Consider the following 15,965-nt stretch of genomic DNA (forward strand, 5'->3'; position numbering starts at 1 on the left):
ATATCTTGATTAATTATTTACGATGATGAAGTTTTCTCACCAAAATCTCGGAAAAAGACATTGCTGCAAATGAAAATACCACAGCTACCAAAAGCAATCGGAAAGCTGCTGTTTCATGTCCAGGAACCTGAATTTCATTAAAAAGTGCCAAAGGTATGGTTTGGGTTTCACCAGATATGTTTCCGGCAAAAATTATGGTTGCACCAAACTCTCCCAATGATCTGGCAAAAGCCAAAACAAAACCACTTATAATACCGGGAAGTGCCAAAGGCAAAGTAATCCGAATAAAAGTTTGTAAAGAATTTGCACCAAGAGTTTTTGCGGCTTCTTCATAGCCTGGGTCTACCATTTCAATAGACAAGCGAATGGCTCGAATTGCCAATGGAAATGAAACCACCATTGAGGCGATTACCGCTGCATAGAAACTAAATGCCAACTTTATTCCAAACCACTCGTTCAGGTACTTGCCAATTATTCCATTTGTTCCCAAAAGCAAAAGCAATATAAAGCCTGTTGCAACAGGAGGAAGGACCAAAGGCAAATTTAAAAAGCCTTCAACAATTGATTTTCCTCTGAATTGTTTGCGCGCCAACCACCAAGCCATAAATACCGATGGAGGAAGAATAAAAACAGCACACCAAAAAGCAACACGAAACGAAAGTCTAATTGCCAGCAATTCATCTTCACTAAAGTTTAACAATTCATTCATATTCTTCAAGATTGAATCCGTTAGTTCTCCATATACTTTTAACCTCTTCCGATTGAAGGTACAACAAAAAAGGTTTTAAACTTTCCGATCTCTCCTTTTTCGCTGCTCCTATATACTTAATGGATTCACATGAAGCAAGAGGGAATCGGTAAACGATATTGACCTTTTCTGACTTCACTGCATCTGTTTCATAAACAATCCCCATTTCAGCTTCGCCCATTTCAACCATTAACAGTGCATCTCTTACATTTTTTGCAGGTAAATATCTACCAGCAAGATCTTTTTCCCATCCATAAAATTTAATGGCCTGCATTGCATATTTACCTGCTGGTACATGCTTTGGATCTCCAATAGATAAACGACCGGTAAATAAGTTTGGAAAATTGTTTTTAATCTCTGCTTTACTTGGCTTTTTATCATAGCTTAAAGGAACAATGGCAACCAATCGATTTACAGCTAAAGTCTTTATTGTAGGCTCATCCACCAAGTGTAAATTGTCAATATACTCCATCCATTTCTTATTGGCAGAAATGTAGTAGTCAAAATTAGCTCCGCTTTCAATTTGTCTAGCCAATATTCCTGACGATGCAATATTGAGCTTGATCTTTATACCTGTTTCTCTTTCAAAACTTTTGGAAATTTCTTGAGCAACATTTGTAACACTAGAAGCTGCAAATAAAGTAAGTTCACTTTTCCTACTCTTTTTATTCGAGCAAGAAAGAACAAATATCGATAATATGATTACAATTACAGTTTTATTCATGTAGAAATGCTTAGCAAAACTTGAAAATAGTAATTTTTGAAGAATACTGAACTACTCAAAACAATATGATTCCTAATTCAACTTCTCTAGCTTATAATTAACAAATGTTTAGCAGTTCTTATTTTGATTCATTTTAAATAATTTTCGTATCTTAATAATACCGATTAATCCACCAAATCAAATGGTTATGCAAGACAGAATCCTATGGTATTTCGAAAACTACAACTTTTTAGGCTCACTATCTATTCTCGAGAAAATGGATTTAAGAAAGAAAGTGGAGTAATTACCTATGATAGGCGACGAATTTTGGTAAGAAAGCCTACATCCTTAAATTGATTCAACAATACAACTTTCAGGTTTTGCGTTTGAAAAAATTGACGCACTGGACCAAACCTAACAATTAAGCCTAAACCAAATAAGCCTGAGTACAATTCCCAATCTTTATTTAGAAGAACAACATGGGCTATGGTTAAAATTGCCGCAAAATAAACCAAACGATGTAATGTTTTCCAATGTCGTTTCAAGAACTTCATTGATCGACGATTTGAAGTAATTGTTAGTGCAAGTATTATTACCGCAGAAATTCCTGAAAGAATTAAAGGTAAATCAGTAAAAATTGAAAGGAATCCTTCGTGATACATAAAGAAGAAAGCATGCAAAAATACATAAACACCACATGATATTCCCATTGCCTGTCTAACAAATAGATTACTTTTTGTGCCAAATACAATCTTAAATGGTGTAATCATTAAAACTGCTATTAGCCATCTTATTGCCCATTCTCCAGTTTGTTCAATGGCTACCTCTATTCCGGGAATAATATCTCTTCCTGTTTTTAGGGCAAGTTGTTCTGATAATTCAATATCATCAAAAAGAATAAAGTCGAATTCAGGGTATTCAAAATTCAAACTAATCAATGAAAAAATCTTAATTAAAGGAAATAATGCCAACACACATACAATCAACCACGACCAATTCTTCTGCAAAAAACTCATAATAAGAACTATACTTATAAAAACACCCTAATTTATTTAGAATAGTTCAAAATTGAGAATTATTATTGAGCTTGTAAATACCTAGATGTTGGTATTTATTACATTTAAAAATGAAGTATTCTAGCCAATCTTACTAATATTCTGCAAACGGTTCATATCAAGAATTTTTATATTTCTACCATCAACTGATATGATTTTATCTTTTACAAACACACTTATTTGCTTGGAAACACTTTCTCTACTGGTGCCAATTAAGTATGCAAGTTCTTTACGGCTTAATGGCAAATCAAATTTATTTTTTCCAAAAATAACTATTGCAAAATAGAGTATTGCATCTGCTAGTTTTCCGTTAATTTTCTTCTGATGCTGATCTATAAATCGATGGTAATTGTTCAAACTATCGTTGCATACCGAAGAAAGTATTTCATATCCAAAACGCCCATTCTCTTTTATAAATTGAGAGAACACATTCAAATCAATATAACAAACACGAACTGGGGTTAATGCTGCATAGGAATAATGATTATTAGTATCGCTAAATATGGAATGTAAACCCAAATAGGAATGTGGCTTAACAACCTGTAAAATATACTCTTCCTGTAGCCCGTTCTTTCCATATTCTTTTACCAAACCTTCTCTTAAATAAATAATATGCGAAGTTCTTGAGCCTTCTGCCAATATCTTTTCACCTTGTTCAAATTTCGCTTCATTACAGTTTTTACTCAGCAATTCTAACTCGGGCACTGATAAAATTTGCGAAGCGCATGAACGATCGTCACAGGTTTGACAATTAGAAAAAATCTTATAATCTGGTTGAAGAAACATGCTCAATTGATGATGTGATATATATCACAAAGATATGATAAAACAATCACATTCTTCTTTGTATAAATGCATAATAGCCTATTGTAACTTTGTATTGGAAGACTATGGATTTTGATTTAAAGACGTAATAATTAGAAAAATGAAAAAATTGTTGTTTACAACATCTCTGCTAGCTTGTATTCTGTTTATAGATTACCTGATTTTAATAGCTGTCGGATGTTCTGCATTTAAATGTGGGGCTCAAGAAGTTTTTTATTGTGGTTTTTACTGCAAGTTTGCATTAAGCCTGATTGCTTTATCGATAATTGGAGGGTTTTATTGCGCCAAGAAACTTGTACATAACGCATTGTAAATTCAGGTATAACGCAAAACACTTTATACAAAACGAGGCTGCACCAAATGGTGTACAGCCTCGTTTTTTCATTTTTTTAAGGAGTGTATATTTACAATCCTAAATTTTTATTTTTAATTACCTCATCCTGAAGGCGACGAGCTAATTTTTGTTCTCTTACCAATGCATTTTTTCTGTGGTTATCGAACTCTTCTCTAACCTCTTCCAAAGTTTGCTTGGTTTCAACAGTTACCACATTGCTACGTTTAAACATCATAAAGCAAACACCAGCAACAACCAGCGAGCCTAAAATAAGTACCCACATTAAAGTATTGTAAGTAGATTTAGGCAACTCCATGCCCAAAAACTTCATACTATCCTTCATACGTATGGTTTCATCCAACTGCTTTTTTAAATTCTTAATTTCTGTATTAAGATTATCGATTTCACTTTCCTGATTATCGACTTTCGATTCAGATTTTTTAAGAATTGATTTTAACTGGTTTAGAGAATCTTGAACATTTGACTGATATTTATTCAACATCTCCACCTTAATCACTTCATGACCTTGCCAATTACTCGATTTTTTCGTCAGATATTGGAATTGACTAGTTATTGTGCCATTATCCAAAGATGGTTTCGCTTCCTGTTTAGTCGGTTCAGTTTCCTGTGCCGATAATGTTAACGAAAATAAAAACAGTAAACAGTACGTAAGAATTGATTTGTGCATTTTAATTGGGTTTCTATTATTAATTTAAGCTCTGATTACAATTAAACGATCAACATTTCTTAAAATTGCCAACTGTTCATTTTTTCTTAAACAATTTTCTAGGCAGAATTTCGACTTGCATTTATGTTACCATAAAGAGATCTGATGACCAACTTTTGCAATATACTGTATTTTGTATCGTTTGTTACATTTTTTTTCTCTAATTCTCGAATTTTTATCAGAGCATACTGTTGAATTGTAATTAATGGTAATACCATCTCTTCTCTAAGATTAATCGAATCTTTTAAGAATAAAGCGGTTTGCATTAACTCATCCTGATCAGATACCCTTAGCAACATTTCTATGCTTAATTGATATTCTTCATGGATCCAACTCCAAAATTCACCAAATTCTTCGTCATTCTTCATGTACTCGGTTAATTTAAAATATGATTTACATAGAGATTGCATACTATTTGCCACCAAAGTTTTGAAAAATAAGGATGATTGGTACAATTTCCTGGCATCTTCAAACAATCCTTCTTCTTCAAGCTTTTTTAGAGATGAACCTACACCAAAAAAACCTGGTACATTTTGCTTCATCTGGCTCCATGCTCCAACGAATGGGATTGCTCGCAGATCTTCAAAGTTTAATTTCTCTGATTGCTTTCTTTTGCCAGGTCGACTTCCAATATTTGCCTTTCCGTAATAATTAAGCGCACTCATTTTTTCCAGATACGGCACAAATTTATCCGAAGATTTGAACCTCTGGTATTCTGCCAAACTATAGTCCGAAAGCTTTTCCATAATCAAACGATCGGTATCAGAAAGCAATTTTTCAGGATCATCGAACAAGCTGTTTTCTAATGCTGCCGAAAGCAATCTTTCCTGGTAAAATCTTGCAGAATCATGCGTACCAAATTTTGAACTAATGGTTTGTCCCTGTATGGTCACTTGAATCTCTCGATTCTCTATTGTATTTCCTAATGATGAATAAAACTTATGGGTATTTCCGCCTCCTCGAGCAGGAGGTCCTCCACGACCATCGAAAAACGCAACTGTAATTCCCATCTCGCGCGACAGTTTGGTAATATTTTCCTTTGCCTTGTAAATGTTCCAGTTGGCCGAAAAATATCCTCCATCTTTTGTTCCATCAGAGAATCCCAACATAATGGTTTGTTTCTTGCCTCTGAATTCAAGATGCTTTGCATACTCTTCATTCTCGTACAGCTTTCGCATGGTAATCGCAGCTTTCTCTAAATCATCAATGGTTTCAAAAAGTGGAATAATATCCAAAGGAATTTCATTCTGCCAAGCACACATTTTAGCCATAGCAAAAACTCTTGCTACATCATCCTCTCCTCTACAATTACTGATAATTATTCGATTACAAGCTTTCTCTCCATTTCTATTCTGAATTTCCTTAATGGTTCCAAAAAGGCTTAAAGTATCTTTTACAACTTCATCATCAGACTGAAATAAAGAAACCGGAGTATTCAGTTTTGTTAGATCTTCAAATGTCAAGCTATAATTTTTATACTTCAATTCCGGAGCCGTGGAACAAAGTACATCAAATGCTTGTTTTATAATTCTACTATCCTGCCTGATATCTATTCCTGCAAAATGAGTTCCAAATAACAAAACCTTGTTCCTAAATTCATGCAATAGTTCCACGAAGAAACCATCGTGCTCTTCTATCAATTGTTTTTCGATCACTGCTAAAGATTGTAGAATCTCTACCTGCTGAATCCTGGAAGAAGTATCTTCTCCATTAACCGCCTGAAGTATTCTCTCTTCCAAGGCTACTACTTTCTCATAAACTCCTTTAAAGCTTAATCTTCTTCGTAGTTTTCTAATATCCTTGTAATAATTTGCAAGCAGAATGCTTCTCAATCTGTCAGCTACAGCAATGGTTGTATCCACCTTTACAAATGGGTTCCCATCACGATCACCTCCAGGCCAAAATCCAAAAGCAAGTATATTTCCATCCTGCTCCTCCGGATTACTCACTTCTTTCATAAGATCACCATACAGTTCTGAAGCTGATTGATAGAATATATTTTCGAGGTACCAACTTAAACTTTTTGCCTCATCATAAGGCGTTGGTCGTTCCTTTTTAAAGAAAGGAGTTTTACCCAATTGGGTGAGCAACATTTTAATCTGTAATAGATCATTTTTCTGAATGGCATCAATTAAATCATTAATAATGGCCAATACTGTACTTGGATAAAACTGTGTTGGATGTGCTGTTAAAACAATACGAACTGCCAAATCTTTTAATGCATCTCCAATCTTCTCTTTTCTTTCATCACTTGATAATCGACTCTTAATAGACTCTATTTTGCCAACTCGTCTAGCATCATGTAAATCCAGGAAAGCTGCATCTTCCAATGCATCCAGTAATACTACCTGACGTTCAATGTAGCTAATTACCCGAAACATGAAATCCAGTTGTTCCGTTTCGCTCTTAAAATTGGTTTGCTTTTCGAAAAAATGATCTAAAATCTCAACAGGAGATTTTCCTTCTTCTAATCCCTTACGACACTCATCCTTCATAAGGGGAATAAGAATACCTGTTCCATGAATTCCATCTAACGGAAGTGTTAGAAAGATACTATTGTACAACTTGTACCGAAGTTCAACTTCGTTTTGAAATGTTTCTGATTGCATAGGCTTATTATTATTATCCTCCCCCTCTTAATTATTGATTCAAGATAACAAAAAGAGTGAATTGGACTAAAGGATACAATCAGAAACTTTCAAATTTATTTTTGTATTTCAATCATTACTGGCAAATGATCCGAAGGATACCTACCCTCTACTTTAAGATCAATAATTTTGTAATTGAGGATTTTGGTTGATTTATCCACAAAGACATAATCGATTCTATCTGTCACAGCTTCGTTGTGCTTGAAGGCGTTAAAGGTTCCAATGTTTGATTTTTTTTCTGCCATAAGGTGAGAATCAATCATATTTTCTGCCAAATACTTTATGGCTTCACTCTCTGGTTTTAAGTTTAAATCTCCCATTAAAACAACAGGTAAATTATTTTGATTCAATTTTTGAATTTGCTTCAAGATTAACTTAGCACTTTCATATTGAGCTTTTTTTCCAACATGATCGAAGTGAGCATTAAACACCCAAAATTGCTTTCCTGATTTTTTATCCTCAAATAAAACATATGTGCATATTCTTTCAAGTACAGCATCCCAGCCAACCGATATTTTATTTGGACTTGTTGACAACCAAAATGTTGATTCTTTTATAATTTTATAAGCCGAATGCTTATAAAAAATAGCGCAATATTCACCTTTCTTTTTCCCATCGTCTCTTCCAACACCAAGGTAAGAATAGTCTGGTAAATTTTCATCTAAAAAGTCCAGCTGGTGACACAGGCCTTCCTGTGTGCCAAACACATCAGGAGAATACCCATTAATTAGATTAATGATATTTTCTTTTCGAAGTTCCCATTTGTTAATCCCATCATTTGGATTATCGTATCGGAGGTTATAAGTCATTAATTTTTGAGCATGCAAACTATAGCAGAATGCAAAAAGTATGGTGCTTATGATTATTTTTTTCATGATATACATTAAAAGAAAGGCCGTACAATTGCACGGCCTTATATAATTTTATTTAGATGAGCTAAGTACAAAATGCAATTCTCCTCCTTGCATGATTTGCTGATGAGTAATGGTTAATTCCTTGTACTCTTCACCATTTAGCAATACCTTTTCGATGTAGTGGTTTTCTTTTCCTTGATTTTCGGTAGAAATGGTAAAGCTTTTTCCATTTAGCAAATGAAGTACAGCCTTGTCAACCCAAGGTGAAGTAATATCATAAACTCCATTTGCTGGATTTACCGGATATATTCCTAAAGATGAAAATACCATCCATGCAGACATCTGACCGCAATCCTCATTTCCACAATATCCATCGGGTTGAGTAGTGTATTGGGTATTAATAATTCTGCGAACCATTTCCTGTGTTTTCTCTGCCTGATTGATATAATTGTACAAATAGGCAACATGATGACTAGGTTCGTTTCCATGAGCATATTGACCAATCATTCCCGTGCTGAAAATTGGCAATTTATCATCTGCCGTAGGGTAAAAGGTAAACATGGAATCAAGCTTGGCTGAAAACTTTTCCTCGCCTACGGTTTTTATGAACTCTGGCACATCCTGTGGTACATACCAAAAATACTGCCAGGCATTACTCTCACAAAAGTAATTGGTATACTCCTTAGGTACGAATGAAGAAACAAACTTTCCTTTAGGATCTTTAGGTCGGAAAAAAGTTGATTTTGGATCATACAAATTTTTCCAATTTTCTCCTCGTTTTAAGAAGTATTTGTAGTCCGCTTCTTTGTTTAAAGCTTTTGCAAACTGCGCAATACACCAATCATCATAAGCATACTCCAATGTCTTTGAAACAGACCAGTTTTCTCCTTCCTCATCAGTAGGAACATAGCCCAAATGCATATACTCATCAATCTGGCGGCCTTTCTCCATTGCTGATTCTTTACAAGCCTTGTAAGCTTTTTCAACATCCATTTCAATGCCTTTAAAGTAGGCATCAACGATTACAGGAACTGCATGATATCCAATCATCATATTGGTTTCGTTTCCTGCCATTGACCACACTGGCAACAAACCTGTTTCATCGTAGTGAATTAGAAAAGATTTGATAAAATCTTCCACCTTATCTGGACACAGAATGGTATATAATGGATGTGCTGCTCTGTATGTATCCCATAATGAGAAAGTATCATAGCGATCAAATCCCTCCACTTTATGGTATTTCCCATCTGCCCCTTTGTGCATTCCATCAATATCTGAATGTAAGCTTGGGGTAAGATACAGATGATATAAATTGGTGTAAAACAATTCTTTTTGTTCTTCGCTGGCTTCAATCTCAATTTGAGATAATAAGTTTTCCCATTCCTGATCGGCTTGCTTTGCTACTCCATCAAAATCCCAATGAGTTAACTCCGCATCCATATTCTTTTTTGCTCCTTCAATTGAAGCAGAAGATAAGGCAACTTTCACCAAAATTTCTTCTGGTTTTTCTGTTTCAAAATTTGCAATCAATTTGGTTTTAGGAGAGTTAACCATCATGTTTACTGACTTACTGTCTCCTTCGAACAATTCTACAGATTTAAAAGATTTTGAAAATTGTGCCGTAAAATACAGGTGTTGATCTCTTGCCCAACCATTTGATTTTCTGTATCCCGATATGGTCGAATCATTTTCAACAATTATTTTAGTATCGTACGGATTATCCCAATTCAATTTGTATCCTAAATCCAGAATGATTTTAGAATCCGAATCTTCAGGAAAACTGTACCTATGAAAACCTACTCGTTTTGTAGTGGTAAGCTCAGCGGTAATTCCCGAACTCAATAATTCCACTTTATAATAGCCAGGTGAAGCTTCCTCCTTTTCATGAGAAAATTTAGAGTATGGACGGTAATCTCCTTCTGGTGTTAAATTATCAGTAAAACGACTATTTAAAGGCATCAAAAGAATATCATACATATCCCCTGCTCCGGTTCCCGATAAATGTGTATGACTAAATCCTGCAATGGTTGAGTCCGGCCAAAAGTACCCGGCAATTCTGTCCCAACCTGGCAAACCATTATCGGGACTAAGTTGTACCATACCAAAAGGCATTACTGCTCCGGGATAAGTATTACCGGGCCCATCGGTACCCACGAAAGTATTTACATAGCTAGTCAATTTCCGAGGCTCTGCCTGCTCATTATTGCACGCAAAAAGACCAATCATTGCCAAACAGAAGGCTAATAATCTCATAATAAGTAAAGTTTATCTTCCAAGATTAATCAGAAGATGTAAATAGTAAATTGGCTTTTGGAAATATGCTTCAAATATAATCAAATCGAGCATTCATATCCTACAATTCACACAAAAGCTGTGTCATTTTTTTCAGATTTAATCTAAAATAATGGATTCCCATAACTAATAATGACTTCATAATTATCAGAACATCTATTTTTAAGATACTAATGAATAATATTTTAGTATTTTAGATATCTACCAACTTTAACCTAAAACTCAATGAAAAAATTAATTTACACAGTAGTACTTCTTGTAATTGTTTGCTCATGCACTCAACAAAAACAATTAGATCTTAAAAATATCCGTAAAGGAGAATATTTGGGAGAAATAAAACCTGACAGCACCGCCAGGTTATTTGCACCCAACTTTGTATCCAGCCACCTGCATGAAAGAGATTTTACCATGAGTCCAGATGGAAAAGAAATATACTATACCATCAGAAACGGCGCAGACTATTATATTGCCACTTCAAAAATGGTAAATGATGTTTGGACAGAGCCTGAATTTGCTTCCTTTTCGGGGAATCCGGATTACAAAGATCTTGAGCCATTTATTACCCGTGATGGAAAGAAATTGTTCTTCATGTCAACAAGACCACCAAAAGGAAAGGAAGCCAAAAATGGATGGTTCTATCAAAACATCTGGGTAATGGATAAAAACACTGAAGGATGGTCGGAACCATATGAATTAGAAGGACCAATAAATACTGACTCAGGACAATATTACCCTACATTAACCAATGATGGTACCATTTACTATACTCACGAAGAAAGTAAAAATGTGCAAATCATATATCGATCGAAATTAATTGATGGGAAATACCAGAAACCAGAGCGATTGCCTAAAGAAGTGAATCCTACCAATATGCAATACAATTCGATGATTGCTCCTGATGAAAGCTATCTTATTGTTTGTACTTTGATTGAAGGGAATAGCATTGGTCGGGCAGATTATTATATCAGCTTTAATTTAGGAAATGACAATTGGACTTCTCTAATGAATATGGGGAATAAGGTAAATTTCCCAAACACATTTGCATTGTCTCCTTCCTTGTCTCCTGATGGAAAATATTTTATCTTTTCTAATAACAAACAAACACGACAGGAAAAGCCAAACCTTAAGGAGATGAAGCAAAATTCTGTTTCTCCTCAGAATGGTAATCTTGATCTGTATTGGATAAAAATCGATTTTATAGAAGATCTTAAGAAAGAAGCATTAGCAAAACAGAACTAATAGTAAGCATATGAATATTTTATTGACTGGCGCCAATGGTTATATAGGTAAACGATTACTTCCTGTTCTTTTGGAACAAGGTCATATTGTATATTGCTGTGTTCGAAACAAGCAACGTTTTACGCATAAAGAATACTTACACCCAAACATTAGAATATTGGAGGTGGATCTTCTACATCCAAAATCATTAGAGAAAATCCCTAAAGATATTCAGGTAAGCTACTACCTGATTCATTCAATGCTACATGGTACTGAAGGATTTGATGTTTTGGAGAAAAAATGTGCACAAAACTTTGTAAACTACCTTAAGAAAACGGAAAATCGACAGATTATTTACCTAAGTGGTATTGCCAATGAAGAGAAACTATCTAAACATTTACAATCGAGAAAAGAAGTTGAAGACATCCTAAAAGAGAGTCGCAGTTATGTGACCATTTTAAGAGCAGGAATTATTGTTGGATCTGGTAGTGCATCATTTGAAATTATTCGCGATCTGGTAGAAAAACTTCCCATAATGATAACTCCCCAGTGGCTATTAACGAAATGTCAACCCATAGCCATTCGTAATGTAATTGAGTATTTGCACAAGGTAATATACAATAAACACTGCCTGAACCAGACCTTTGATATTGGCGGAACCGAGGTGCTAAGTTATAAAGAAATGCTGCTGCAATATGCTCAGGTTCGTAAACTCAACAGGAAGCTAATCACTTTACCCATAATGACACCTCGCCTTTCTTCCTACTGGCTATTTTTCATTACTTCAACATCCTATAACCTAGCGGTAAACCTGGTTAATAGCATGAAAGTTGAAGTCGTTTGCCGACCTAATGATTTTGCCCAAAAGCTTGACATCAATCCACTCTCATACAAAGAAGCGATTGAAAAAGCCATGGGTAAAATAAAACAGCAAATGGTAATCTCATCCTGGAAAGATGCCTTAAGTAGCGGAAGGTTATCCAACAAGAATTTTAAGTATGTAGAACCTCCTAGTTTTGGCTGTTATTTCGACACTAAAATTCTTCCTGTGGACAACAAGCCATTGGTTTTGGATAATGTTTGGGCTTTAGGTGGAGATAGAGGTTGGTATTATGCAAATTGGTTGTGGAAATTTCGTGGTTTTTTGGATAAGCTGTTTGGGGGTGTTGGCCTAAACCGTGGACGAAGACATCCATCGCAGATAGAGATTGGTGATTCGCTGGATTTTTGGAGAGTATTATTGGCCGATAAGGAAAATAAAAGATTACTGCTCTATGCTGAAATGAAATTACCGGGAGAAGCGTGGCTTGAGTTTACACTGCAGCAAAACCGCCTGCAGCAAAAAGCCATTTTTAGACCCAAAGGCTTGGCTGGAAGACTATATTGGTATTTGAGTTATCCATTCCATGTTTTTATATTTAAAGGAATGATTAATGGAATAATAAATTACAACAAAACAACATGAAAAAACGCGTAACAGGAATAGGCGGCATCTTTTTTAAAACCAAAGATCCCAAAGGAACAAAAGAATGGTACAACAAACATTTGGGCATTCAATGTCCTGATGAATACGGTGGAGTATTTGAATGGCAAAAAACCAGTAAACCTGAAGAGACAGGATTTACCATTTGGGGACCATTTGATGAGAACACTGAGTATTTTCAACCTTCGAAGAAAGATTTCATGTTCAATTACCGCGTTGAAAACCTTGAGGAATTGCTCAAAGAGTTGAAAGAAGAAGGTGTTGAGATTGTTGGTGAGATGCAAGTATTCGAATATGGAAAATTTGGCTGGATTCTTGATCCGGAAGGAAATAAAGTAGAACTTTGGGAACCTTTTGAAGGTCCATTTAGTGAGATGTACAAAGGAAAATCAACCTCTGAATAGAATACATACATGACAAAACCAATCGTAAATTTTTTAGATCCCATAAGCATACCGGAAGAAAATTTAAAGTATTCCATTGTTTGTTCGAAATACCAAAATACTTGGGTATTTGTACGCCATAGAATGCGTGAGACCTGGGAAATGCCTGCCGGACATATTGAAGCAAACGAAACCGCACTACAGGCAGCCAGAAGAGAGTTGTATGAAGAAACTGGAGCCAAAGAGTTTAGCCTTAAACTGATTGCAGACTATTCATGTGATTGGAAAGGTGAAATCAATTATGGACGAATCTTCTTTGCCAATATTACTTATTTGGCAGAATTGCCTAAATCTGAAATTGCAGAGATTCGTTTCTTTAAAAACTTACCTGAGAATCTAACTTACCCAGATATTCAAAATTTAGTTTTCGAAGAGGTTAATCAGATATTAATAAATAACTCTAATCACTATGCCAACTGTATTTAGCATTCTTTTTAACACTAAAATGACATTTAAAAAGTTAAATAATAAATTTGCAGATGAACTGAGTGGATATGGGGATATAATATTCATGATTTATGGTATTCTTATTGGATTAGATTCTGTTTTTAGGGATTATCCATATTTCAATGAATCAGGTTTGGGAATTTTACTGTTTGTAATTTTGTTAAGTATTGCAGTTTCTGTAATAGTAGGTAGATATATTCTACCATACATTACATTATTTTTCGGAAAATTATTGAAGGGCCAAGCTGAATATATAGATATAAAGACTGTTTTTGCATATTCTTTAATTCCTACACTAATCAAACTTTGTATACTTATTCCATTGTACTTTAACATTGAAAACATTCAAACATACACTTATTTTCTAAATATATTTAATTTAGCATTCTATATGATATCTATTAAAATTCTAATCCAAGGATTAAATTTCTTTAATGATTATGGATATTTTAAAGCTATAATAAATATTAGTCCATTTTTAATTATATGGATAAGTTTAAATGCCTTAAGTGCAATTAATTATATATAAATGTCCCAAATCCATTTCCATTCCGATTTTTATGAGGCCATTAAAAACGGAAACAAAATACAAACTGCAAGAGTTGATGAACCTGCTCCGCAATTGGGTAAAGGCGAAGCCATTTTTGATGACAAGCCTTCAATCGAAATACAAATCACGAAAGTGATACACAAGAGATTTGAAGAATTGACAATAGAAGAAATCAAGAAGGATGGTTTTGATTCAAAAGAAGAACTATGGTCTGTTTTGCTTGGATTTTATCCTGACCTAAAACAAACAGACCATTTAATGTTGATTGAATTCTCAACAATAAAAACGGATTAAAAATCCTTCTCTCACAAGCTGTAAATTCCAAATTTACAGGAGCAGGTTTACTTTTGGAATAATACACAAACAGGTTTAGGTGCTTTTGTTTCATCAACGAAAGTGAGTAAGCCTGTTTTTATATTGCGCTTAAAACAAACCAAATTATTGGTATTCTGGTTGGCTACAATCAAAAACTTCCCATCAGGACTTAGGTTAAAATTACGAGGATGATCACCACGCGTTGATTCATGTCCTATCAATTCCAATCCTCCATCTTCCAATACTGCATATATCACAATGCTATTGTGTCCACGATTAGATCCGTAAAGAAACTTTCCATCGGATGAAATGTGAATATCAGCAGTAAAACTGCTTCCTTCAAAAGCTTGTGTAAGGGTATTTACATTGTCGAGAATTTGCAAGGTTTCCGCATTTAGAATGGTGATGGTATTGCTTAGCTCATTAATCACATAAATAAACTTGCCATTGGGATGGAAGGCCAAATGTCGCGGTCCTGCCCCTTCAGGCATTGCAATGCGTTCTGTATTGCCAAATTGATCATTCGTGATGGTAGAAATCCACAATTCGTTGCTGCCCAAATCTACAGCAATCACTCTATTTTTATTAGGTTGAAACCAGATGCTATGAGCATGCGGTGCATCTTGTCTGCCCTCAACGCTTCCTGATCCTTCGTGCTGATTTACATTCAGTAGCTCAGAAAGCTTACCTTTTTTATCCACTCGCAATAAACCCGTATTTCCACCTGTATAATTTGCCGTTAACACAACACCATCCTTTTCTGCAACAAAACAAGGATGTGCTCCTCCACTCGATTTCCTACTAATTAACTCAAGCTGATCACCTATCTTATAGCTTTCAACACTCCCTACTCCATCCAATGAATTGATCTCATTAATGGCAAGTAAATTTTTACCATCATTGGCAAAACACAAAAAAGATGGACTCATCGTTTCGGCTTTCAGCTGCAAATCACCAAATTTTCCCGATTTGTCCATTGTGATTTTATAGATTCCTTTTGAATCGGTATCGGTATAAGTACCTACATAGATGGAATAGACTGCCTTAGTCATTTTCTTCTCTTTTGATTGATTGCATGATAGCGCAAATATGCTTATCAACACTAGTAAGATTGTAGGTTTATTCATGAGATTTGAATTAATTCACTCAAAGATAATAGAAAATTATGGGCATTGGCGAACTTCCTACTCATACAACTGATTTTGGTTGATTACAAATCATCGAGAGATCTTTTTTACAGCGAATTTGCCTTTACATTTCTGCGAGAACATTTTTTTGCGCCAAAATTGCCTTTACAAATTGTCGAGAGCTCATTTTTGTACC

At 34.9% G+C, this 15,965-nt stretch carries 15 protein-coding genes; 6 read left to right on the forward strand and 9 right to left on the reverse strand.

Features of this window, described 5'->3' with window-relative positions; translation table 11 throughout:
- Nucleotides 1-13: 13 nt before the first annotated feature.
- The 8 genes from modB to DF185_RS01150 form a co-directional block, all read right to left on the reverse strand.
- Nucleotides 14-709, reverse strand: a complete 696-nt coding sequence (gene modB / locus DF185_RS01115; protein WP_110358883.1) for a molybdate ABC transporter permease subunit — start codon at nt 707-709, stop codon at nt 14-16.
- A complete protein-coding gene (gene modA / locus DF185_RS01120; protein WP_110358884.1) occupies nt 702-1,472 on the reverse strand; it encodes a molybdate ABC transporter substrate-binding protein in 771 nt (256 codons plus the stop codon). Before modA ends, modB begins: the two co-directional genes overlap by 8 nt.
- 287 nt (nt 1,473-1,759) lie before the next feature.
- Entirely contained in the window at nt 1,760-2,467 is a 708-nt protein-coding gene (locus DF185_RS01125) for a ferric reductase-like transmembrane domain-containing protein (protein ID WP_110358885.1), read from the reverse strand.
- Nucleotides 2,468-2,587: 120 nt separating this feature from the next.
- Nucleotides 2,588-3,211 carry a Crp/Fnr family transcriptional regulator gene (locus tag DF185_RS01130; protein WP_165835906.1) on the reverse strand — a complete coding sequence of 208 codons (624 nt, stop codon included), beginning with the start codon at nt 3,209-3,211 and terminating at the stop codon, nt 2,588-2,590.
- A gap of 524 nt (nt 3,212-3,735) precedes the next feature.
- Nucleotides 3,736-4,353 carry a tRNA (guanine-N1)-methyltransferase gene (locus tag DF185_RS01135; RefSeq protein WP_110358887.1) on the reverse strand — a complete coding sequence of 206 codons (618 nt, stop codon included), beginning with the start codon at nt 4,351-4,353 and terminating at the stop codon, nt 3,736-3,738.
- A 98-nt stretch (nt 4,354-4,451) separates the two neighbouring features.
- On the reverse strand, nt 4,452-7,001 hold the full coding sequence (locus DF185_RS01140) for a phosphoenolpyruvate carboxylase (protein ID WP_110358888.1): 2,550 nt from the start codon (nt 6,999-7,001) through the stop codon (nt 4,452-4,454).
- Nucleotides 7,002-7,096: 95 nt separating this feature from the next.
- Nucleotides 7,097-7,915, reverse strand: coding sequence for an endonuclease/exonuclease/phosphatase family protein (locus DF185_RS01145; protein WP_110358889.1), 819 nt, complete (start codon nt 7,913-7,915; stop codon nt 7,097-7,099).
- A gap of 48 nt (nt 7,916-7,963) precedes the next feature.
- The gene (locus tag DF185_RS01150; RefSeq protein WP_110358890.1) at nt 7,964-10,147 is read right to left on the reverse strand and encodes a GH92 family glycosyl hydrolase; all 2,184 of its coding nucleotides are present in this window, start codon (nt 10,145-10,147) and stop codon (nt 7,964-7,966) included.
- Nucleotides 10,148-10,411: 264 nt separating this feature from the next.
- On the opposite strand from DF185_RS01150, the gene DF185_RS01155 reads away from it, so the two are divergent.
- The 6 genes from DF185_RS01155 to DF185_RS01180 are packed head-to-tail and all read left to right on the forward strand — an operon-like array spanning nt 10,412 to nt 14,621.
- The gene (locus DF185_RS01155) at nt 10,412-11,425 is read left to right on the forward strand and encodes a TolB family protein (RefSeq protein WP_110358891.1); all 1,014 of its coding nucleotides are present in this window, start codon (nt 10,412-10,414) and stop codon (nt 11,423-11,425) included.
- Between the two features lie 10 nt (nt 11,426-11,435).
- Nucleotides 11,436-12,869, forward strand: a complete 1,434-nt coding sequence (locus DF185_RS01160) for an SDR family oxidoreductase (RefSeq protein WP_110358892.1) — start codon at nt 11,436-11,438, stop codon at nt 12,867-12,869.
- Nucleotides 12,866-13,291 carry a VOC family protein gene (locus DF185_RS01165; RefSeq protein WP_110358893.1) on the forward strand — a complete coding sequence of 142 codons (426 nt, stop codon included), beginning with the start codon at nt 12,866-12,868 and terminating at the stop codon, nt 13,289-13,291. Before DF185_RS01160 ends, DF185_RS01165 begins: the two co-directional genes overlap by 4 nt.
- 9 nt (nt 13,292-13,300) lie before the next feature.
- Nucleotides 13,301-13,756 (forward strand): NUDIX hydrolase, encoded by a 456-nt coding sequence (locus DF185_RS01170; RefSeq protein WP_110358894.1) that lies wholly within the window; start codon nt 13,301-13,303, stop codon nt 13,754-13,756.
- Nucleotides 13,740-14,306 carry a YIP1 family protein gene (locus tag DF185_RS01175; RefSeq protein WP_110358895.1) on the forward strand — a complete coding sequence of 189 codons (567 nt, stop codon included), beginning with the start codon at nt 13,740-13,742 and terminating at the stop codon, nt 14,304-14,306. The genes DF185_RS01170 and DF185_RS01175 overlap by 17 nt, the downstream gene beginning before the upstream one ends.
- A complete protein-coding gene (locus DF185_RS01180) occupies nt 14,307-14,621 on the forward strand; it encodes an ASCH domain-containing protein (protein WP_110358896.1) in 315 nt (104 codons plus the stop codon).
- 47 nt (nt 14,622-14,668) lie between these two features.
- Here the strand turns inward: DF185_RS01180 and DF185_RS01185 are convergent, their stop codons facing one another.
- A complete protein-coding gene (locus tag DF185_RS01185) occupies nt 14,669-15,769 on the reverse strand; it encodes a lactonase family protein (RefSeq protein WP_110358897.1) in 1,101 nt (366 codons plus the stop codon).
- Between the last annotated feature and the right edge of the window lie 196 nt (nt 15,770-15,965).

The sequence above is a fragment of the Marinifilum breve genome (assembly GCF_003202155.1).
In the GTDB taxonomy this organism is placed as follows: Bacteria; Bacteroidota; Bacteroidia; order Bacteroidales; family Marinifilaceae; genus Marinifilum; species Marinifilum breve.

Excerpts from the sequence above, each read along its gene's own strand:
- modB (WP_110358883.1), bottom strand. The coding sequence starts at position 709 with ATGAATGAATTGTTAAACTTTAGTGAAGATGAATTGCTGGCAATTAGA.
- DF185_RS01175 (WP_110358895.1), top strand. The coding sequence starts at position 13,740 with ATGCCAACTGTATTTAGCATTCTTTTTAACACTAAAATGACATTTAAA.
- DF185_RS01150 (WP_110358890.1), bottom strand. The coding sequence starts at position 10,147 with ATGAGATTATTAGCCTTCTGTTTGGCAATGATTGGTCTTTTTGCGTGC.
- DF185_RS01145 (WP_110358889.1), bottom strand. The coding sequence starts at position 7,915 with ATGAAAAAAATAATCATAAGCACCATACTTTTTGCATTCTGCTATAGT.
- DF185_RS01125 (WP_110358885.1), bottom strand. The coding sequence starts at position 2,467 with ATGAGTTTTTTGCAGAAGAATTGGTCGTGGTTGATTGTATGTGTGTTG.
- modA (WP_110358884.1), bottom strand. The coding sequence starts at position 1,472 with ATGAATAAAACTGTAATTGTAATCATATTATCGATATTTGTTCTTTCT.
- DF185_RS01135 (WP_110358887.1), bottom strand. The coding sequence starts at position 4,353 with ATGCACAAATCAATTCTTACGTACTGTTTACTGTTTTTATTTTCGTTA.
- DF185_RS01140 (WP_110358888.1), bottom strand. The coding sequence starts at position 7,001 with ATGCAATCAGAAACATTTCAAAACGAAGTTGAACTTCGGTACAAGTTG.
- DF185_RS01170 (WP_110358894.1), top strand. The coding sequence starts at position 13,301 with ATGACAAAACCAATCGTAAATTTTTTAGATCCCATAAGCATACCGGAA.
- DF185_RS01165 (WP_110358893.1), top strand. The coding sequence starts at position 12,866 with ATGAAAAAACGCGTAACAGGAATAGGCGGCATCTTTTTTAAAACCAAA.
- DF185_RS01180 (WP_110358896.1), top strand. The coding sequence starts at position 14,307 with ATGTCCCAAATCCATTTCCATTCCGATTTTTATGAGGCCATTAAAAAC.
- DF185_RS01185 (WP_110358897.1), bottom strand. The coding sequence starts at position 15,769 with ATGAATAAACCTACAATCTTACTAGTGTTGATAAGCATATTTGCGCTA.
- DF185_RS01155 (WP_110358891.1), top strand. The coding sequence starts at position 10,412 with ATGAAAAAATTAATTTACACAGTAGTACTTCTTGTAATTGTTTGCTCA.
- DF185_RS01160 (WP_110358892.1), top strand. The coding sequence starts at position 11,436 with ATGAATATTTTATTGACTGGCGCCAATGGTTATATAGGTAAACGATTA.